At 66.9% G+C, this 20652-nt stretch carries 16 protein-coding genes; 7 read left to right on the top strand and 9 right to left on the bottom strand.

The features are described 5' to 3' along the window. Nucleotides 1–78 precede the first annotated feature (78 nt). From OXG33_10390 to OXG33_10420, 7 genes are all read right to left on the bottom strand, one after another. Entirely contained in the window at nucleotides 79–915 is an 837-nt protein-coding gene (locus OXG33_10390) for an amidohydrolase family protein (GenBank protein ID MCY4114330.1), read from the bottom strand. Between the two features lie 200 nt (nucleotides 916–1115). Further along, nucleotides 1116–2861: a hypothetical protein gene (locus OXG33_10395; protein ID MCY4114331.1), complete on the bottom strand. Its 1746-nt coding sequence runs from the start codon at nucleotides 2859–2861 to the stop codon at nucleotides 1116–1118. Between the two features lie 169 nt (nucleotides 2862–3030). Then, nucleotides 3031–4224 (bottom strand): galactonate dehydratase, encoded by a 1194-nt coding sequence (gene dgoD / locus OXG33_10400; GenBank protein MCY4114332.1) that lies wholly within the window; start codon nucleotides 4222–4224, stop codon nucleotides 3031–3033. A 71-nt stretch (nucleotides 4225–4295) separates the two neighbouring features. Continuing rightward, entirely contained in the window at nucleotides 4296–5132 is an 837-nt protein-coding gene (locus tag OXG33_10405) for an amidohydrolase family protein (protein MCY4114333.1), read from the bottom strand. Nucleotides 5133–5346: 214 nt separating this feature from the next. Beyond that, nucleotides 5347–6192 (bottom strand): carbohydrate ABC transporter permease, encoded by an 846-nt coding sequence (locus OXG33_10410; protein ID MCY4114334.1) that lies wholly within the window; start codon nucleotides 6190–6192, stop codon nucleotides 5347–5349. A gap of 5 nt (nucleotides 6193–6197) precedes the next feature. Further along, complete coding sequence (locus tag OXG33_10415) at nucleotides 6198–7112, bottom strand: sugar ABC transporter permease (protein MCY4114335.1); 915 nt, start codon at nucleotides 7110–7112, stop codon at nucleotides 6198–6200. Nucleotides 7113–7179: 67 nt separating this feature from the next. Beyond that, nucleotides 7180–8670, bottom strand: a complete 1491-nt coding sequence (locus OXG33_10420; GenBank protein MCY4114336.1) for an extracellular solute-binding protein — start codon at nucleotides 8668–8670, stop codon at nucleotides 7180–7182. 348 nt (nucleotides 8671–9018) lie between these two features. On the opposite strand from OXG33_10420, the gene OXG33_10425 reads away from it, so the two are divergent. Next, nucleotides 9019–9861 (top strand): phytanoyl-CoA dioxygenase family protein, encoded by an 843-nt coding sequence (locus OXG33_10425; protein MCY4114337.1) that lies wholly within the window; start codon nucleotides 9019–9021, stop codon nucleotides 9859–9861. 167 nt (nucleotides 9862–10028) lie between these two features. Here OXG33_10425 and OXG33_10430 read toward each other — a convergent pair whose 3' ends face one another. Both OXG33_10430 and chrA read right to left on the bottom strand, forming a co-directional pair. Continuing rightward, the gene (locus OXG33_10430) at nucleotides 10029–11024 is read right to left on the bottom strand and encodes a phytanoyl-CoA dioxygenase family protein (GenBank protein ID MCY4114338.1); all 996 of its coding nucleotides are present in this window, start codon (nucleotides 11022–11024) and stop codon (nucleotides 10029–10031) included. 114 nt (nucleotides 11025–11138) lie between these two features. After that, on the bottom strand, nucleotides 11139–12263 hold the full coding sequence (chrA, locus tag OXG33_10435) for a chromate efflux transporter (protein MCY4114339.1): 1125 nt from the start codon (nucleotides 12261–12263) through the stop codon (nucleotides 11139–11141). Nucleotides 12264–12483: 220 nt separating this feature from the next. On the opposite strand from chrA, the gene OXG33_10440 reads away from it, so the two are divergent. From OXG33_10440 to OXG33_10465, 6 genes are all read left to right on the top strand, one after another. Next, complete coding sequence (locus OXG33_10440; GenBank protein ID MCY4114340.1) at nucleotides 12484–13983, top strand: hypothetical protein; 1500 nt, start codon at nucleotides 12484–12486, stop codon at nucleotides 13981–13983. After that, on the top strand, nucleotides 13970–15973 hold the full coding sequence (locus tag OXG33_10445; GenBank protein ID MCY4114341.1) for a glycoside hydrolase family 127 protein: 2004 nt from the start codon (nucleotides 13970–13972) through the stop codon (nucleotides 15971–15973). Before OXG33_10440 ends, OXG33_10445 begins: the two co-directional genes overlap by 14 nt. Nucleotides 15974–16172: 199 nt before the next feature. Further along, nucleotides 16173–17435: a zinc ABC transporter substrate-binding protein gene (locus OXG33_10450; protein ID MCY4114342.1), complete on the top strand. Its 1263-nt coding sequence runs from the start codon at nucleotides 16173–16175 to the stop codon at nucleotides 17433–17435. Between the two features lie 269 nt (nucleotides 17436–17704). Next, nucleotides 17705–18928 carry a zinc ABC transporter substrate-binding protein gene (locus tag OXG33_10455; protein ID MCY4114343.1) on the top strand — a complete coding sequence of 408 codons (1224 nt, stop codon included), beginning with the start codon at nucleotides 17705–17707 and terminating at the stop codon, nucleotides 18926–18928. Then, nucleotides 18925–19704 carry a metal ABC transporter ATP-binding protein gene (locus tag OXG33_10460; GenBank protein MCY4114344.1) on the top strand — a complete coding sequence of 260 codons (780 nt, stop codon included), beginning with the start codon at nucleotides 18925–18927 and terminating at the stop codon, nucleotides 19702–19704. Before OXG33_10455 ends, OXG33_10460 begins: the two co-directional genes overlap by 4 nt. Before the next feature lie 2 nt (nucleotides 19705–19706). Continuing rightward, entirely contained in the window at nucleotides 19707–20594 is an 888-nt protein-coding gene (locus tag OXG33_10465; protein MCY4114345.1) for a metal ABC transporter permease, read from the top strand. Nucleotides 20595–20652 lie beyond the last annotated feature (58 nt).

Raw genomic sequence — 20652 nt, forward strand, 5'->3', positions numbered from 1 at the left:
CGAAGATTTCGGGCAGCCACGAGGGCTGCCCCTACACGGCCTCTTCCGCTGTAGGGGCGCCCCAGGTGGGCGCCCGCTCTACTCCAAGCCCAGCAGCTCCAGCGAGTTGCGATGGATGATCCCGTCGAGAACCTCCTCGGGAATCCGCGGCAGGTTCGTGCCCTCCACCTGGTCGTTCAGGCGGCGCATATCGTCCATGCCCTCCTGCGGCGTCCAGAGCGGGAAGTCGGAACCGAACAGCAGCTTGTCGGCCACACCCCACTCGACCATCAGCACCAGGGCCTCCCACGCCTGGTAGGGCCGCACCCAGCCGCCGCCCGAGACGTCGGCGTAGACGTTGGCGTGCTTGCGAATGACCACCGCGCAGTCCCGCTGCCAGGGATGCGCCATGTGCGCGATCACGAACTTGAGGTCGGGGAACGCCTGCGCCACCTCGTCGATCAGCAGCGGATGGCTGTACTTGAGAATCGCCCGCGGATTCGGCTGCGTGCCCATGTGCGACAGAATCGGGAGTCCCAGGCGCTGGGCCTTCTCGTAGAGGGCGAAATAGACCGGATCCGCTGGATTGAAGTGCGCCAGCATGGGATAGATCTTGATCCCGCGCAGGCCCAGGTCCACGCCCCGGTCGATCTGGTCGAGATAGCCGTCCTCGGTCGGATCGATTCCCATGAACCCGATGAGCTTGTCCGGGTCCCTGGCCACCCATTCGGCGGTGAAGTCGTCGGGACTCAGCATGCCGCAGGCCAGCGCGCGCACGCCGAAGACGATGGCCCGATCAACCGCTTCCATCGCCTCCGCATATTTCTCGAACGGCAGCGGCTGCATGGGCGCATACCCCGCCCGCACATCGGCCCGCCGCGACGCTGCGCTCACGTGCTCCGGCTGCAGGCAATGCGTATGGACGTCGACGATCATGGGCATTCCTTCCGCCTATCCCCGGGGATCCGCTGAGCCCTCCCGCGCCCAAGATATCGCGACCCAACGAGTCCGCGCTGCTATTCGCAGCGTGAGCGCGACTCCGGGCGTGCGGGTGATTTGTCAAACTTCGGAACAGATTCCCGTGATCGGTCTAGCGGGCGTCCTTGGTGTGGGGAGGTCCTGGCCGACGCGCCTGGCTATTCCGGCGGCGTGGTACGGCCGTCGTCAGCGCCCCAGCAGACCGCAGTGCCGTCGAGGCGCAAGCCGCAGCTGAAGTTATCGCCTACGACGACCGATGCAAATGAGACTGTCGGCGGAGAAGCCTGACCCTCGTCGTCCAGGCCCCAACAGGCGACGGTGCCGTCGGTGCGCACGCCGCAGTTGTGGGAACTCCCGGCGCTGATCGAGACAAATCCACCGGCAGGCGGCGTGGCCTGACCGCCGAAATCAGATCCCCAGCAGACAACGGCGCCGTCCACTCCAATTGCGCAAGCGTGGTTGATGCCGACGCTCAGCGAGGTGAAACGGCCTGTCGGTGCCTGCGTCTCATCGTTCTCGTGCGCTTGCCCCCAACAGGCCACGGTTCCGTTCGCGCGTAGGCCACAGGTGTGGCTCCAACCGGTGCTTACGGCTGTGAAGGTGTCTGGCGGGGGCGAGGCATTGCCGTGCCTATTCGATCCCCAGCACTCGACCAGCCCCTCGCTGGTCACCCCGCAACTGTAGTCATTGCCGACGCTGACCGAAACAAAGCTCCCAGCGGGCGCGGTAGCCTCGCCGAATTGGTTTAGGCCCCAGCATTTGACCGAACCCTTCGGTCGCACGCCGCAGCTATGTCTAAGGCTAATGCTGATTGAGGCGAAGGGCGGAGACGGGAGCTCGTGAAGATGGTCATTCGGGACCCGCCCCCAGCAGTCGACGGCCCCATCGGGGCGGATGCCGCATACGTGCCAGCTCGCAGCGCTGAGGGTGGTGAATACGCCCGGGAGTGGCGACGTGCGTCCGTTGTCATAGCCCCAGCAGGCGATCGATCCGCCGACCCGGAGGCCGCAGGAGTGATCTTCTCCGACGGTGACGGAGCTGAAGGCGCCCGGCGGTGGCGTGGATTGACCGGCTTCGTCGGCTCCCCCGCACACCACCGTTCCGTCAGTGCGCACCCCGCACGCGTGCACAAAGCCGAGGCTGACGGAACGAAGTGCACCCGGCAGCTCTACCCCGTCGCGTACATGGCCCCAGCAGGCGATGGCCCCATTTGAGCGCACGCCGCATGCGTAGGAGGTTTCGGTGCTAATGGCGACGAACGTGCCTGACGGCGGCTTCGCACGTTCGCTGCGCTGGTCTCCCCAGCAACTCAGTGTGCCGTCGGTACGCACACCGCAGCTATAGCGACTGCCGGCACTCACTGCTGAGAACGTGCCGGGTGGCGGGGTAGCCTGGCCGATCTCGTTGTCTCCCCAGCAGGCTACGGTGCCGTCAGTGCGCACGCCGCATGAATGCCCGCTTCCGGCACTGACGGACTGAAACGTGCCGGTGGGCGCAAGCAATAGCTCGTCATCGTCGGCACCGCCCCAGCAGGTAATGGTCCCATCTGTGCGCACGCCGCAGCTATGGGTTGAACCGGCGCTGATCGCGGTGAAGGCGCCCGGAGGTGAGCTAGCCTGGCCCTTGTAAGACCCGATCCGGGTCGTGTTTCCGCCCCAGCACTCGACGGTGCCATTAGTGCGGATGCCGCAGGTGTGGCGGTCGCCGGCACTGACGGCGATCCAGTCACCAGATGCGGGCGGCTCGGTTGGTGCCGTCGTCGGCGTATGGTCGGCCGTCTCGGGTGCATCGACAGCAACGTCGCATGCGGCCGCGGCGACGATGACGAGGGAGAAGGCAGCCGAAATGGCCCCAATTTTCCGCGTCAGGCCATGGCAGCCGCTACTCCTGAGTCGTGCAAGCAAGCCTAGACCGCCCCAGTTTCTCGAGCCTCCCTACAAAACAGTACGCAGCCAGCGGCCAAAGCGTTCCGTTTAGTCCAAATAGTCGCGAGCCCCTGCGAGAGGTAGCTGCCCGCGCCCCCACTCGCGGGGCACCCGACGGCTCTATGGTTCGACCAAGCCCGCCGTCACCTCACCGCAGCTGATCGCGCCCCTTGAAGGACGGCACGTTCAACCGCAGCGTGGGCCGGTGCAGGTCGTAGAGGTCCATCGGCTGGTAGGGATGGTCCTTGGCGGCCTCCTCGTTGAACTCCACGCCGAGGCCCGGCCGGTCGGGAATCTCCAGCCAGCCGTCCTCGACCTTCAGCGGGTTCGCGCACACCTCGAACCGCCACGGCTCCGGCGGGAAGTGCTCCAGCGTCAGGAAATTCGGGACGCAGGCCGCCATCTGCACCGCCGAGGCGTAGGACACCTCGCCGTTGGGGTTGTGCGGCGCGAACGCGGCGTAGTGCGAGTCGGCGATGGCCGCGATCTTGCGCGCCTCGAGCATCCCGCCGCAGTGGGCCATATCCGGCTGCACGATATCGGCGCCCCCGTGGTTCAGCAGCTGCTGGAAGCTGAAGATCGTGAACAGGCGCTCGCCTGTCGCGATAGGAATGTTGAGCTTGCTGCGGACGTAGGCCATGGCGTCCAGGTCTTCGTGGGGGATGGGCTCCTCGAAGAAGGTGATGTTGTATTCCTCCACCGCCTTCCCGGCGCGCACCGCGTTGCCCACGGTGTTGAAGATGCCGTTGCAGTCGATGTAGAGGTCGATGTCGGGCCCCACGGCTTCGCGCACCGCGCCCACGGCGTCGACGCCGGTGTTGAGGATGTTGTTGTCCATGCGATAGAAGTCGATGCCCTCGCGGGCGCCCCACGGGTTGAATTTCATCCCCTGCACGCCCAGCTTCAGCGCGGCCTTGGCGGCCTCGGCCATCTGCTCCGGGCTCATGCCCTGGCGGTACCAGGCGTTGCCGTAGAGCTTCACCCGGTCCCGCACCTTGCCGCCGAGCAGCTCGTAGACGGGCACGCCGAGCGCCTTGCCCTTGATGTCCCACATGGCCGTTTCGACGCCGCTGATCGCGCTCGTCAGCACCGCGCCGCCCCCGTAGAACGCCCGCCGGTACAGCTCCTGGAAGTGCTTCTCGATCTCGAACGGATCCTTGCCCATGAGATAGCGCTTCAGCTCGTGCACGGCGGTTTCGGCCGTCGCCGACCGGCCCTCGAGGGTGGCCTCCCCGATGCCGTGCAGGCCGTCGACGTCGGTCTCCATCTTGACGATCAGCCAATTGCGCCACGACCCCCCGACGAGAAAGGTCTTGATGTCCGTGATTTTTCTTGGTCGCATGGGCGTGCAGCTCCTTGGCGTGAGTCGCCGGGTTCGCGGTGGTTCGGGCCTGGCTTAGACGTGTCTGCCGATCATTCGAGCCCCAGCAGCTCCAGGGTGTTGCGGTGGATGATTCCCTCGATCACGTCGTCCGGGATGCGCGGCAGGTTCGTGCCCTCCACCTGCTCGTTCAGGCGGCGCATCTTCGTCATGCCCTCCTCGGGCGTCCAGAAGGGGAAGTCCGAGCCGAACAGCAGCTTGTCGGCCACGCCCCACTCGACCATCAGCACCAGGGCCTCCCAGGCCGAGTAGGGCCGCACCCAGCCCGCGCCCGAGACGTCGGCGTAGACGTTGGCGTGCTTGCGGATCACGACCGCGCAATCGCGTTGCCAGGGATGGCCCATGTGCGCGATCACGATCTTCAGGTCCGGGAAGGCCTGCGCCACTTCGTCGAACAGCAGCGGCTGGCTGTACTTCAGGATCGCCCGCGGATTCGGATGCGTGCCCACGTGAGACAGGATCGGCAGCTCCAGGCGCTGGGCCTTCTCGTAGAGGGCGAAGTAGAACGGATCGGCGGGATTGAAGTGCGCCAGCATGGGATAGATCTTGATCCCGCGCAGCCCGAGCTCGACGCCGCGCTCGATCTCCTCGAGATAGCCGTCCTCGGTCGGATCGATGCACATGAACCCGATGATCCGGTCCGGGTCCTTCGCCACCCACTCGGCGGTGAAGTCGTTGGGACTCAGGGCGCCGCACGCTAGGGCGCGCACGCCAAAGACGACGGACTTGTCCACCACGCGCATGGCTTCTTGATAGGTTTCGAACGGCAGCGGCTGCATGGGCGGATACCCCGCCCGTTCGTCGGCGCGGCGCGAGGCCTCGCTCACGTGATCCGGCTGCAGGCAGTGCGAGTGGACATCGATGATCACGGGCAAACCCTCCGTGCATGTGCATGCGAAATCGGCATCAGCGCGAGAATCCGGTGGTCAGTCGTCCTGGTCGGCAGCGGACGCTTTCGGGCTTTTCCGCCGAGGTCCGGTCCCCTCTCCCCTCGAGGGAGAGGGCTAGGGTGAGGGGGCCTCCGAGCAACGCTTCCGCCGAACGTATGCGAAATGAGGCTGAGTTCTCCGCCACCCGGAATCCTCATCCCTTCACGGCCCCTGCGGTGATGCCCCGCACCAGCCCCCGCTGCAAAATCAGCACGATGATGAAGATCGGCACCGCCGACAGCGTCGACGCCGACATCGCCACCGCCCAGTCGGTGGCCGTCTGCTCGGCCGTGAACGTCGTGCTCACGCCGATCGGCAGCGTCTTGACGTCGGACGTGGTGGTGAACACCAGGGCGAACAGGAACTCGTTCCAGGCCAGGATGAACGCGAACAGCGCCGTCGCCACGATGCCGGGAACCGAGAGCGGCAAAATCACCCGGAAGAGCGCCCCCAGGCGGCTGGCGCCGTCCACCATGGCCGCTTCCTCGAGGTCGCGCGGCAGCGATTGGAAATAGCTTCGCAGCAGCCACAGGCAGAACGGCACCGAAAACGTGGTGTAGGTGATGATGAGCGCAACCAGGTTGTTCGCCAGGTTTAGCGCCACGACGATCTTGAACAACGGAATCAGCAGCAGCACCGATGGGACGGTGTACGTCAGCAGCGCGAACCGCCCGATGGCCTCGCCGCCCGGAAATCGCAGCCGAGCGAGGCTATAAGCGCCGAGCGTGGCGACGGCGATGGACACAAACGTCGTTCCCGTCGCGACGATCAGGCTGTTGAGCGCGAATCGCAGGAAGACCGGGTCGAACGCCACAACGGCCATGTGGTCCCCGACGAACGCGCGGGGGAGCAGGATTTCCCCGAGATCCCGCCGCAGAAAAGTCTCCACGGGGCTGATCGACCCCACGACCATGAAATAGATCGGGAACACGGCGAGAAACGACAGGAACAGGCCGAGCATGGCCCGCGGGCGATGATTGGCCGTGAGGACTTTGGCCACGCGCCTCATCGTTGCGATTCTTCCTCGACCCAGCCGACGCGGAGCATGATCAGCGACAGCAGCACCACCAGCACCACCATCACGGCGGCGATGGCCGAACTCATGCCGACGTTGTATTCGCGGAAGCCCGCCGTGAATACCTGCATCGGCAGCGTGAGAGTCGCTCGCGCCGGACCCCCGCCGGTGAGGAGGTACACCATGTCGAAGGAGTTGAACGTCCAAATGGTGCGCAGGACCAGCACGATGACGAGGACGTAGCGCAGCGCCGGCACCGTGATGTGCCAGAACATCTGCCACGCCGAGGCCCCATCGACCTTGGCGGCCTCGTACCAGTCCTCGGGAATCGTCTGCAGGCCCGCCAGCAGCACCAGGAAGGTCCATGGCAGGCCCTTCCAGGTGTAGACCGCGATCAGCGAGATCATGGCCGTGACGCCTTCGGAGAGCCAGGCGATCGGCTCGTCGATGATGTGCAGCAGCTGCAGGAATGCGTTGATGGGTCCGAACTGCGGATGCAGCAGCCAGACCCACACGAAGGCCGTCACGAAGGACGGGATCACCCACGGCAGGATGTTGAGCGTTCGGAAGAGCCCGCGGCCGCGATAGCTCGCGTTCACGGCGAGGGCGATGATCATGCCGATGATCACCTCGCCGGCCACGGCGCCGGCGGTCAGCACCACGCTGTTGATGACGACTTTCCAAAAGCCGCCATCGGACACCAACCGCACGAAGTTGTCGAGCCCGACGAACTCGGCGGGATCGTTCGGCCGTAGCAGGCTTTCTTTGAAGAACGCCAGCCACATCGTCGAGATCATGGGGTAGAGCACGACGGCGGCAATGAGCGCGACGGTTGGAAGCAGCAGCCCTATGCCCAGGAGCCGCTCGGAATTGCGCAGGCTGAGGCCTCGAATACCCCACCTCACCGTGGTATGCAGGGGGCGGGCCCGCGGCTAGCGCCGACGGCCCGCCCCCAAGACTGCACTCGATCGACTAGTTCTCGTCGATCACCTTTTGGACTTCGGCCTCGGCCCAAGCCGCGGCGTCCTCGGGGCTTTCACCGTCGAACACCATGATGAACATGTCCTTCACGATGTTACGAGCGGTCACGGTCCCGAGAAGTCCCGAGCCCTTGGACCCGTACTTCGATCCGCCGACCCACGCCATCTGCGAGGCGTCCACGCCTGCGCGGATGATGTGCGCCACCGGTGCGATGCGCGGGTGGCCCCAATATTCGTCGCTGTTCTGGACATCCACGTGCGTCGGCGCCCAGCCGATCACCGTGCTCTGGAACCACTCCTGGTAATTCGGGCGATCGAAGAGCGCCGCGAAGAACTCCGCCATGCGGTCGGGGTAGTCCGTCTGCGTGGTGATGTTGAGGATGTTCATCCCCGCCAGCCCGGCGCCCGTGCCGGCCACGCTCGGCTGCGCGACGGCGGCCACCTGCTCCAGCATTTCCGGCTTGTCGGCCAGGAAGGTGCCGGAGAACGAGGTCGACGAGACCATGTGCGCCGTGGCGCCGCGGATGAACTCGGTTCGACCGTGGCCTTCGTGGCGGGCTGCCGCGCCCGGAGCTGATACGTCGTCCAGGGCTTTCGCCAGCTTGAGCGCCGCGATGGTGCCCTCGCTGTTGATCGAGTTGTTGCCGTTCTCGTCGAAGACGTACGCGTCATGCGCCGGCATCAAGCTCCACGCCATCTTGGGATGGGCGTCCAGCAGGTAGGTGAAGTAGCCGTAGATGTCCGGCGGGTTGTTCAGCGCCTGGGCGTTCGCCAGGATGTTGTCCCACGAGTCCGGGTCCGGCAGACCGTGCTGCGCGTAGAGGTCGCTGCGGTAGTACAGGATGTGGGGCCACAGGAACTGCGGCACGCCGTAGTTCACCCCGTCCACCGCGGTGGCGTTGAGGTCGTTCTCGCCAAAGACGTCGCGCCCCATCAGGTCCAGCGCGTCCGTCGCCGGCGCCACGATCTCCTGCCCCGACCAGCTCCAGGTTGCGTCCGGCTGGCTCCAGACCATGTCCGGCAGCGTGCCGGCGGCCTTGGCCGCCAGGATCTTCGGCTCGGTCTCGCGGAATGGCACCACTTCGCGGTTCATTCGCACGTCGGCTGAAATGCCGGCGCGGGCGAACCACGCGTCCTGCGCCGCGACGCCGAGAGGTCGCGTCTCAAAGTCCCAGAACGAGATGTCGAGGATTTCCCGCTCGACCATGACTTCCTCGACCACTCGCTGGGTGATGACCTGCTGGACCGGAACTTCCTTGATGACTTCCTGCTTGACGATCTTCTCGACCGCGACTTCCTTGATCACTTCCTTGGTGACGACCGTCTCGACCGGAACTTCCTTGATGACTTCCTTGGTTACGACTTCGGTTTCGCCGCAGGCGCCCAGGATCATCGCGACGGTCGCGGTCCCACCGGCCGCCGCGGCCAGACGGAACAAGCGCCGCCGGCTCAGCGTTCCAGTTCGACTCGAACTTCCTGTCATCCCTCACTCCTCTGCTCGTGCGGGGCGCATGAGGTCGCCGCCGCATAACCGGTCAATACGGGCACAACGTTGGCTGGAAGTATATCGCCTGAGTGCGTTCGGGCATGACGCAACGCACTGGAACGGGCGCAAATCCGGCACCCATTGGAATCGGCGTGGTCTTGCGCGGCGCGCAGTCGGATTCGCCCGCACCTTTGCACGGTTGTTGGCGATTGCGCTGTATATCACGAAGCGGATTCACGCTTCAACCGCGGCGGCGCGCGATTGCCGCCTGCGCCGCACGCGCTCCGCATGCCACACTGCGCCCATAGGATCGTGGACCGAGGTGCGGCGATGGACCCGACTTGCTTGGAATTCGCACTTACCGACTCCGAGGCGGCGACCTTCGAGCGGGATGGATTTCTCGTCGTCGAAGACGCGCTCTCCGACGCCAAGGTCGCCGAGCTGAGCGAGCTGATGGACCGGCTGGTCGCGAGCGGCGGCTACACCCACACGCCGCACGGCGCCCGCGCCGGTCGCGTGAACGCCATCGACGTCGCCGGTCTGGATCCCGCCCTGATCGAGCTGGTGGATCATCCCCGCACGCTCCCGAAGGTGTGGGGAATCCTCGGCTGGAACATCCACCTCTATCACAGCCACTACATCACGGCGGAGCAGATTGACCGGCCCTCCAACGGGGGCGCCGAGGCCACGCTCGGCTGGCACCAGGACTCCGGGCAAATCAACCAGGACCTCGAAACCAATCCTCGCCCGCGGCTCTCGCTCAAGGTGGCCTACTTCCTCAGCGACGCCAGCGAGCCCGACCGGGGCAACTTCTGGGTGCTGCCCGGCAGCCACCTGCGGAATGAAATCGAAATTCCCGCGTCCGGTCGCGGCCAGCCGGACGGCGCCATGCCGGTTTGCGTGTCGCCCGGCACCGCGGTCCTCTTCGACCGACGGCTCTGGCACGCCGGATCGCCCAACTACGCGCCCATCGTGCGCAAGGCGCTCTTCTACGGCTATTCCCATCGCTGGGTGCACGCCCGCGACGAGGTGACCGTGCCGCCAGATCTCTGGGAGGCGGCCGATCCCATCCGCCGGCAACTGCTCGGCTATTCCACGAGCCAGCACGGACGCACGTCCCCCACGGACGAGGACGTTCCCCTGCGGGGCTGGCTGGAGCAGCACCAGCCGGCCATGGCGGCGCGCTAGAAGTCTTCGTCATTCCGGCGAGAGCCGGAATCCAGATATGCCTAGGACGTAGGGGCGAGTTTCAAACCCGCCCGATCACAATCCGTTCGCCCTGAGCGACGTCGAAGGGCGTGGTTCGACAAACCCTGTCCTGAGCCTGCCGAAGGGCTCACCACAAGCGCTGAACGCTACGCGCAGAGCGGGTGGTTGATGTCCCAGCGCAGCCCGGTGGTCTCCGGCGGATGAGCCACGAGCCGCTCGTGCGCCTCGATCCACTGCCGCCGCCACTCGCGGTGGTCGCGCAGTTCGGATGACGGATTCGAGCGACTGCGGGCGATGAACCCCGGCAGGTAGCCGCGGCCCGAAGGCGCGTCCGGGTGCTGATAGCGCAGGTCCAGGCTCATGCGCACGCTGTCGCCCAGGTTCGGCATCGCGCCGTGCATCAGGTGGCGGGAGAACACGATCACCGATCCCGCGCGCACCGGCAGCGGCTGCGTGCGTTCCTTGGACATGATCCCGTCGGGCAGGTGGACGCCGCTCGCGGGGTTCGGACAGTGCTGCGCCAGACCCTGCCGATGACTCCTCGGAGCGATCTTCAAGCACCCGTCCGCCGCCATGGCGTCGCTCAGGGCCACCCACGCGGTGATCATGTCGGTGTCGTCGGCCTCGCGCGACTGCACCGCGTGGTCCTGGTGCCACGGGGTCGCGCGGCCAAGGCGGTCGTCCTGGGCCAGAAATCGCTCGGGAACCTTGAGCCGGGCGTGCTGGATCGGACACGAGTAGATCTCGGATCCCACGAACGGCTCGACGACGTCCAGCAGCTTGGGGTGGCGTAGCAGATCGAAGGCGGGCTTGCCCAGGTAGGGGTCCCGGTCCGCCGTGGCGACCGTGTTGGGCCGGATCGAGGGATCGAACGGCGCCCCGTCAATCTTGCCGGCGCACTCCGCGAGGTACATCAGCTTCGCCTGGAGGTCGCCGTCGCGCGGCCACGCCGCGAGTTGCTCCGCCGTCAGCTCCTCATCGGCCAGGCGTTCCGCGATGCGCTCGAAGTCCTCGAACAGCGCGGCGAAGTCGCGCTCGGGATCGAACACGCCCTCGAAGATCACCCAGCCCTCGCGCTCGAAGTGCGCGAGCTTCTCCGCCAGCTCGTCAGTGCTCTCGACCGGCGCCGTTTCGACTGCCATTCGTGGTTCCCCAGGCTGGCCTCAACCCTGCGCCCCTCAGGATACGCCAACGCGCCGGGCTAGCCACTTTTTCTGGTGTCAACGAGTGAGAGAAACGGCCTTCGAGTGGCCTGGCTATTGCACGACCAGCTGATAGATCACCCCCAGCACCGCCCCCGCGGGCACGAGCCACGTCGCCGTCGTGCGGAAGCGAATCACGAGCGCCAGCGAAACCGCCGCCAGCACGCCCGTGAACACGTCCACGATTGCCGCGCGCCCCAGCGTGGCCGCCACGCCGATCATCAGGGCGATGGCCGCCGCGTTCACCCCGTCCAGAAACCCGCTCGCCCGCCGATCGGCGCGCACCCGCGCCACCAGCGGGTTCAGCATGGCGACGAAGACGAACGACGGCAGGAATATCGCCACCGTCGCCAGCACCGCCCCCGACCAGCCGCCGAGGATGTAGCCCACGAAGCTGGCGGTGGTGAACACCGGGCCGGGCGTCATCTGGCCCACCGCCACCGCGTCCAGCAGCTGCTGCTGGGTCAGCCAGCCCAGCCGGTCCACGAAGTCGCCCTGCATGAAGGCCAGTAGCACGTAGCCGCTGCCGTAGAGCACCGCGCCGATCTTGAGAAACAGCAAGAACAAGTGGCCCAAGCTGAAGGTGCTCGCCGCCGTGAGGACGGCCGGCATCGCACCCAGCGGCAGCAGGCCGAACAGGGCGCGGCCCCCGGGTCCGGGCCACTCACGGGCTCGGGCGAGCAGGCCGATGCCGCCCGCCGCGGCCAGCAGGATCAGCTCGTTGACGCCCACGATGTAGAGCGTGAGCACGCCGACCGCCAGTACCAGCGTCCACACCTTGCCCAGCGCGGTCTTGGCCAATCCGACGATCGCGTTGACCACGATCGCGATCACCGCCGGCTTGATGCCGTAGAGCGCCCACTGCAACGCGGGAACCTCGTTGAACTCGACATAAACCCACGCCAGCCCGGTCACGATCAGAAAGGCCGGCAGGATGAATAGCGCGCCCGCGGCCACCAGCCCCCGCCAGCCGGCGCGCTCCAGGCCCAGATGAATCGCCATCTCGGTGGAGTTGGGACCGGGAATCAGGCTGGTCGCGCCCACCAGATCCATGAACCGCTGGTCCGAGAGCCACTTGCGGCGGTTGACCGCTTCCTCGCGGAACATGGCGATGTGGGCCGCCGGCCCGCCGAAGCCCAGCACGCCGAGCTTGAGGAAAAGCGCCGAAACTTCGCGCAGCGCGCCGCGGCGCTCAGACGGTGTCTCTACTAGTCAACTCCTTCGCCACGGGCTGACTTCGCGTTTGTCGCAATGGTCGGTACGCAGTTGTAGCAGTCGGCCGTCGTCGTGCGGGTTTGCCCCGCGGCGAAGCGGCACCGTGGGCGGCCTGTTCCGCTAAACTCAGCCACTCCCGCGCAGTCTATTCAGCGCGGCATCGCCCACAGCGAGCGAGAGCGCCATGCCACGGACCAACTGCCTGTCGATGCTGCTCAATGACGACATCGCCGACTGCGACACGCTCGCGTTTCGGGTCGAGCCGGCGGTCCCCGATCCGGCCAATCCGCTGCTCGAGCCGCACTTCCCCTGGGACAGCGGGTCGGTGTTCGCCCACGGCACCTTCGTCAAGGACCCCATCGACGGCCTGTGGAAGGGCTGGCATCTCTCGACGCCAGCCGGCGAGGAGCGGTTCGAGGCCTTCCGGCGCCTGACCTACTGCGAGTCCGAAGACGGTGTCAACTGGACCCGGCCCGAGCTCGACATCGCCCCCCAGCCCGGATATCCGAAGACCAACATCATCTTCGACCACGACTCGGGCGGCGCGTCGCAGTTCGCCTCCGTGCTCATCCATCCGGACGAGGAGCCCGAGCGGCGCTACGAGATGTTCGCCATGCGCGTGCCGGGGCGGCCCGAGGGCATCGGCGCCAACTTCATTCCCGGCATTCCGCGGCGGCCCGGCGAGGACCGGCATCCGACGGCCGTCTATCGCTATTTCTCCTCGGACGGCATCCATTGGAACGCCGAGGAGGGGCCGCTGCTCGAGGTGATGACGATCGGCAACCGCATGATCATGCCCTACACCACGCCCATTGGCGGGGCCGACCACTCGGCCTACTTCAAGGCCGAGGACGGGGGCTACGAGCTGATCCAAAAGGTCGGGACGACCATGCATCCCGGCGGCGCCATCCCCTACGACTGCTTCCCGATGGGCCGCCGCGTGATCGGCCGGCGCACCAGTCCGGATGGATCGAACTGGTCGCCGATCGAGGTCATCATCGAACCCGATTGGAAGGACGCCCAGGACCTCCAGTTCATGGAGCTGGCCCCGCTGAAGGTCAAGGGCGGACACCTGGGCCTGCTCTGCTGCTACAACCTGCGCGAGCAGACGATCAACTGGCAGTTCGCGGGCAGCGCCGACCGCCGCATCTGGGAGCGTCCGGCGCGCCGCCCCACGCTCGACAACACGCCGCTCGGCGACTACGGCGGCGGCATGCTCTGGCCCACTCACAGCTTCATCGAGCACGAGGGCCGCGTCTATATGTATTACGGCGCGCTCGAAGGCGTCCACGGCGACATCTTTTCCGACCAGCCGTCACTCCACATCTTCAATGGCGCCCTCTGCCGCGCCAGCTGGGAGCTCGATCGCTACTGGGCGGCGGTGTCCGCCTCGGGCGGCGTCAACGTCGGTACGCTCACCACCCACCCGTTGCCCGCGGCTGGCAAGCAACTGCTGCTCAACGCGGCCACTTCCACGGTTGGCCCGGGCGAGCTAGCGGTCGAGCTGCTCGACCCGGACGGCAACCCGATCGAGGGCTTCAGCCGCGACGACTACGTGGCCTGGCACGGCGACGCCAAGGCGCAGCCGGCGCGCTGGTCCGGCGGCAGCGTGGCTCCGCGCGACGACGTGGCCGCGAAGTTCTACCTGCGGCGCTCGCGGCTCTACGGCTTTGCCTGGGAATAGCGGCGGGCGCGCCACCGAGCCGCGCTGGCGGCTCGCGGGGGCGGTCGATACGACCGACAGCCCCCATGCCCGCCTGCGCCCCGTGCCGATTCACGCCGTCACGATGGGCGACGGCTTTTGGAAGCCGCGCCTGGAAGGCAACCGCACAGCAGGCATCGCCGCCTTTCTGGCGTGGCTGGATGAGGACGGCCAGGTCGCGCCCTTCCGCGCCTTCGCGCACTACGCGCGGACCGGCGATCCCTCTCGAATCGAAGGTGCGCTCGACACCATGCGCGCCAGCTTCGAGGGCCGCAACAGCCGCCGCATCCGCCACTCCTGGCGCGCGGCGGTCGCGAAGGTGGTCGAGGCCTGCGCCTTCACGCTGCAATCCGTGGACGACCCCGACCTGCGCGCGCTCATGGACGAGCTGGTCACCGGCATCGTGGCCGCGCATGACAGCGACGAGTTCTGGTCCGCGTACTACGGCGACGACTTCGAGAATTCCTATCAGCTCGCCACGCCGGGTCACCTGATCCAGGCCGCCGTCGCGCATCACCGGACCACCGGGGAGACGAACTTCCTCGACGTGGCCGTCCGCGTCGCGGACGCCATCGCGGCCAAGTACGAGGGCCGCGAGTTCGCCGAGCATCCCTGCATCGAGATGGCGTTGGTGGAGCTTTGGCGCGCGACCGGCGAAGAGCGCATCTTCCGGCTGGCGGCGCACTTCACCGCGCTGCTCATGGAGCAGGAACCGGAGATCGGCCCCCATACCGGCAAGGGCCGCTGGGAGCACTTCAATTGTCACGTCGTGCGGCAGACCTACCTGCCCGGGGGAGCGGCGGATCTGCTGGCGGAGCGACACGATTCGGCGCTCCATGCCCAGTTGCACGCCATCTGGCGCGACATGATGCGCGGCAAGCTGCAGGTCACCGGGCACATTGCGGTTGACCACTGGATGCCCGAGCGCATCACGCCGGAGTCCTTCGCCCTCACGGAGGGCGCCCTCGGCAACGTGCTCGACCACATCAACCACGGCTTCGAGCTGTGCGAAAGCGTCGGCAACGTCATGTGGAGCTGGCGCATGCTCATGCTCGACCCGGACGCCGCCTACGCCGACCAACTCGAGCGAGCGCTCTACAACGGCCTGCTCCCGCACGTCGGCCTCGACGACCGCAGCTGGTTCTATCTGTGCCCGATGCTGTCGGACGGTGACCATCCGGCCCGCAACCAATGGGGCAACCCGGCCACCGGCTGCTGCGGGGCCAACGCGGTCCGGTTCATGCCCTCGGTGCCGTCCTATATGTTCACCACGTCCGACGACGGCGTGTGGGTGCACCTCTACGACGCCTGTCGCATCGACTGGCATCTGCCCGACGGATCGCCGATCGGCGTGGACGTGCGCACTACCTACCCGTGGAGCGGGCGCGTCGAATTGCAACTCGACGTCGCGGAGCCCGCGGAGTTCGCGGTGCATCTGCGCATTCCCGGCTGGTGCGACGGCGCGAGCGCCGTTGTCAATGGAGAGCCGGTCGCCGACCCAATCAGTCGAGGGGCATATCTCGCGCTGCGGCGCATCTGGACCGCCGGCGACCTGATCACGCTCGACCTGCCGATGCCGGTGGTGGGCATGGAGGCCGATCCGCGGGCGGAGGAATTTCGCGGCAAGACGGCCCTCATGCGCGGACCGTTGCTCTACTGCTTCGAGGGCGTCGACAACCCTGCGACGGGCATTCGCAATCTGGCGGTCGAGTCGGGCGCGGACATTCGGCCCTTCACGCCGGAGACCGAACCCGAGGCGCTTTATCAGGAGGCGGCGGACGTGCCGGCGTTTCTGCCGCACGACCGCTCCGATCTCTTGGGCGGCGTGACCGTGCTCCAGGGTCCCGCCGCCGGGCGCGATGACGGCGCCGACCTGACGGCCATTCCCTTCTATGCCTGGGCCAATCGCGGCCCGACGCCAATGACCGTGTGGATCGATTGGGCCGACGGCGAGGGACGTCGAGCGACCTAGTCCTCCCGGCCGCTCAGACCGCGACTTCGGATGTGTGGCCGCCGGATAGTCGATGTGCCGTGTCGCTGCACGGCCGGCGCATCGCTCGCTCTGCGGATGAGCCGCTGGGGGCGACGCTCGTCCTTTATTGCGACTGCATGTCAATAAATGTATATTGCGACGCTATGTCGGTAAGCAAGTCTCCATCGGAGGTCCGTCTGTGAGATTCCGCATCGTGCTCGCCGCGCTCTTCGGCGTGCTGATCCTGGCTACGGCCTGCGGCGAAAGCGACGAGAGGCCTGAGCGAACCGCGGCCGTTGCGACCCCAACGCCCGCTGCCGCCGAAGCGGCAGCGTCCGGCGACTCGAGCTCCGAGCCCCTCACGGTCATCGCGACGATCTACCCGCTGGGGTACTTCGCCGAGCGTGTCGGCGGCGACCGCGCTGAAGTCACCGTGCTCGTTGAACCCGGCGTCGAGGCGCACGGCTACGAAGTCACGGCGTCCGAATTGCGGACGCTCGGCGACGCCGACGTGATCGTGATGAACGGGATCGGTCTCGAGCCTTGGATGGAACGGGCGATACACGCCGTCGAAGACGAGATTTCGGCGATCGTCGTGGAAGCGGCCGACCCGGCGCTGGCTATGGAAGGCGAAGTCCATATGCACGACGACGAAGAAGGCCATCACGACGATGAGGAAGGCCATCACGACGACGAGGAAGGCCATCACGACGACGACGAGGAAGGCCATCACGACGACGACGAGGAAGGCCATCACGACGACGACGAGGAAGGCCATCACGACGACGACGAGGAAGGCCATCACGACGACGATGAGGAAGGCCATCACGACGACGACGAGGAAGGCCACCACGACGACGAGGAAGGCCATCACGACGAGGACGAAGAAGGCCACCATGACGACGAGGAGGGCCACCACCACCACGGGGAGGGCGGGCTCGACCCGCACTTCTGGCTAAGCCCGACGATGGCCGCGCGACAGGTCGAGCGCATTCGTGACGCCTTCATCACGGCGGATGCGGCCAACGCCGCCGCCTACCGGCAAAGCGCGGACGAACTGATGGCCGAGCTGGCCGACCTGGACCAGGAGTTCAAGGACGGTCTCGGCGCCTGCCAGCACGAGCACTTCGTGACTTCGCACGCGGCCTACGGCTATCTGGCCGCGCAATACGGCCTCGAGCAGATCGCGCTGGCCGGATTCTCACCGGAAGTGGACCCCTCGCCGCAGCGGCTGGCCAGCGTCACGGACCGCGTGACCGACCTAGGCCTGGGGCATGTCCTGGTCGAGCCGGTGCTCAGCGACCGCCTCGCGCAGACGGTTGCCCGCGAAACCGGCATCGAGCTCCGGGCCATCCACGCCATCGAGAGCGTGACGGGGAACGAGCTCGATGCGCACGGCGATTACTTCGGCCTCATGCGCGACAACCTGGCGGCTCTCAGGCTCGCCTTGGAGTGCGAGTGATGACGTCGCCGCGGCCGCAGGGCCTCTCATCGAGTAGAACCATGTGACTTTCGCCCACCGCAAGGCGGTGCATGACGAATCCCACGGCACCCACGTCAGGGCGGCGGCGCAAGGATCCGCGGCTTCGGGCCGCGGTTCCCGGCGCTACCCGGACCGGTTCGGAGGTTCTGCAAGGCGAAGGCTAGGGCGACGCCGGCCACGCACTTTCGCGTGGGGCGCCCTAGAGTGACACTATGTGTCGAGAAGAAATCGCCGTCGGAGCTTGGTCAATGAGATTCCGCATCGTGATCGCCGCCATTCTCGGAGCGCTCGTCTTCACCGCCGCCTGCGGCGAAAGCGACGACGCTTCCGACCGGCTCCAGGTTGTCGCCACGATCTATCCGCTGGGGTACTTCGCCGAGCGTGTCGGCGGCGACCGGGCCGAGGTTGAGGTGCTGGTCGGGCCCGGAATCGAGGCCCACAGCTTCGAGCCTACGCCGTCCGACTTGCTGGCGCTTGGCGATGCCGACGTGATCGTCATGAATGGGATCGGGCTCGAGCCCTGGATGGACGGCGCGATCGACGCCATCGGGGACGACCTGACCGCGATCGTCGTGGAGGCGGCCGACCCGACGCGGGCCATGGAAGGCGAGGTTCACACCCACGGTGAGGATGAAGCTGACCACCACGACGATGAAGGCGACCACGGCCACGAGGACGCCGATGAAGAGGGGCACCACGACGACGAGGATGCCGACGACGAGGGCCATCACCACGACGAAGACGAAGGCGAGCATCACGACGAGGAGGCCGATGAAGAGGGCCATCACCACGACGAAGACGAAGGCGAGCACCACGACGAGGATGCCGACGAAGAAGGCCACCACCACGACGAGGACGAGGGTGAGCACGGCGACGAAGAGGGGCACCACGACGAAGACGGCGAGCACCACGATGAGGACGGCCACCACGAGGGTGAAGAGAGCGCACTCGACCCCCACATGTGGCTCAGTCCCACGCTCGCCGCCCTTCAGGTCGAGCGCATCCGCGACGCCCTTGTTTCGGCGGACGCGGACAACGCCGACGGCTACCGGCAGCGCGCGGATGAACTCATCGCCGAGCTCAACGCCCTGGAGCAGGAGTTCGCGGAGGGTCTCGCCGCTTGCAAGCACGATCACTTCGTGACCTCGCACGCGGCGTATGGCTACCTGGCCGCGCAATTCGGCCTGGAGCAGATTCCGGTTGCCGGGCTATCCGCCGACGTCGAGCCCTCGCCCCAGCGGCTCGCGAACGTCACCGACCGGGTGACGGAGCTGCAGTTGGGCCATGTCCTGGTCGAGTCCGTGCTCAGCGACCGCCTCGCGCAGACCGTCGCCCGCGAAACCGGCATCGAGCTCCTCACGATCCACGCCATCGAGAGCGTGACGCCGAACGAGCTCGAGGCGCACGGCGACTACTTCGGACTCATGCGTGACAATCTTGCGAACCTCAGGATCGCCTTGGAGTGTGAATGACGTGCTCTGAGTCGCCATCGCGTCCCGTCATCGAGTGGGATTGCGTGACGTTCGCCTACGGCGAGACGGTGGCGGTGGAGGACGTGTCGCTCACCATCCGTGCCGGGGAGCTGGCGGCGATCTTGGGCCCCAACGGGAGCGGCAAGAGCACGCTGATCCGGCTCGCCCTCGGTCTGCTCCGCCCGCTATCGGGCGCCGTGCGGCTTTTCGGGCGCGATGCGGTGGACTTCGCCGACTGGGACCGCGTCGGCTACATGCCGCAGGTGATCGCCGGGACCTGGCGCGACTTTCCCATCACCGTCGCGGAGACGGTGGCCCACGGGGCCTATCGCGGCATCTCCCCCCTCGCGCTGTTTCATCGCTCCGAGCGCCCCGAGGTCATCGAGGCGCTCGAGGCGGTGGGCATGGCGTCCTACAAGGGGCGGCGTCTGTCGCAACTCTCCGTCGGCCAGCAGCAACGCGTGCTCTTGGCCCGGGCGCTCGTGCGCCAGCCGGAGCTGATCGTCCTTGACGAGCCCGCGGCCGGCATTGACGTCTCGGGCGAAGAGCAGCTGTACGCCGTCCTGCGCGACCTCAACCGCGAGCGCAACATCACCATCGTGCTCGTCTCACACGACATCGGGGCCATGCTGCGCGAGGCCGGCACCGTCGCCTGCATGAACCGCACGCTGGTCCGACACGGGCCGCCCCACGAGCTCACCAACACGGAGATCGCCATGCTCTACGGCGCGCCCGTCGACGTGCTGGTGCACGACGCGCTCCACGAACACCGCTAGTCATGCCGTCGATCTTTCTCTACGAGTTCATGCTGCGCGCCCTGGCCGGCGGCGTGCTCGTGGGCGTGCTGGCGCCCACGCTCGGGATGTTCGTCGTGCTGCGGCGCTTTTCGCTCATTGCCGACACGCTGGCGCACGTGGCGCTGATGGGCGTGGCCGTGGGACTGGCGACCAATACGTTTCCCTCGGCGGTGGCGCTCGTGGCGGCCTCGCTTGGGGCCATCATCGTCGAGCAGCTGCGTTCGCGCGGCCGGCTGCCGGGCGACATGGCCCTGGCCGTGGTGCTCTACGGTTCACTCGCGTTTGCCGTCGTCGTCATTGGGATCGCCGGCGGCTTCAACGTCGACCTCTTCTCGTTCCTGTTTGGTTCCATTCTCAGCGTGTCCCCACTGGACCTGTGGCTCCTCGCCGGGATCACGGTCACCGTGGTGCTGTTCGTCGGCGTGTTCTTTGTCGACCTGGCGCAAATCGCGTTCGACGACGATCTGGCGAAAGTGAACGGGGTGCGGACGGGTGCGCTCAACCTGGCGCTGGCGGTGTTGACCGGCGCCACCATCACCCTGTCGATGCGAGTGGTCGGCGTCCTGCTGGTGGGCGCCATGCTCGTCGTGCCGGTGATGGTTGGGTTGCGCCTCGCGCACGGCCTGCGGTTCGCCATGGCCACGGCCGTCGTCGCCGGGGTGTTCAGCGCCATCGTTGGATTGACCATCGCGTTTTACGTCGACGCCTCGGCCGGCGGCGCCACCGTGCTGACGGCCCTGGGCCTGCTCGGACTGGCCTATCTCTTGACCGCTGTACGACGGTGGCATCGCCGGGGGCGTGGCGAATCTCCTGTCCCGGCAGCGAGCCCAAACGGACCGCCGGGTCACCGGCACCACCATCACCACTGAGCGCCGCCGTCCTGTCAGGAGGGCGGTTGGCGTGCCACGCGGGGGTACTTGCGGCCTA

The sequence above is a fragment of the Chloroflexota bacterium genome, from assembly GCA_026708035.1.
GTDB lineage: Bacteria > Chloroflexota > UBA11872 > UBA11872 > UBA11872 > JAJECS01.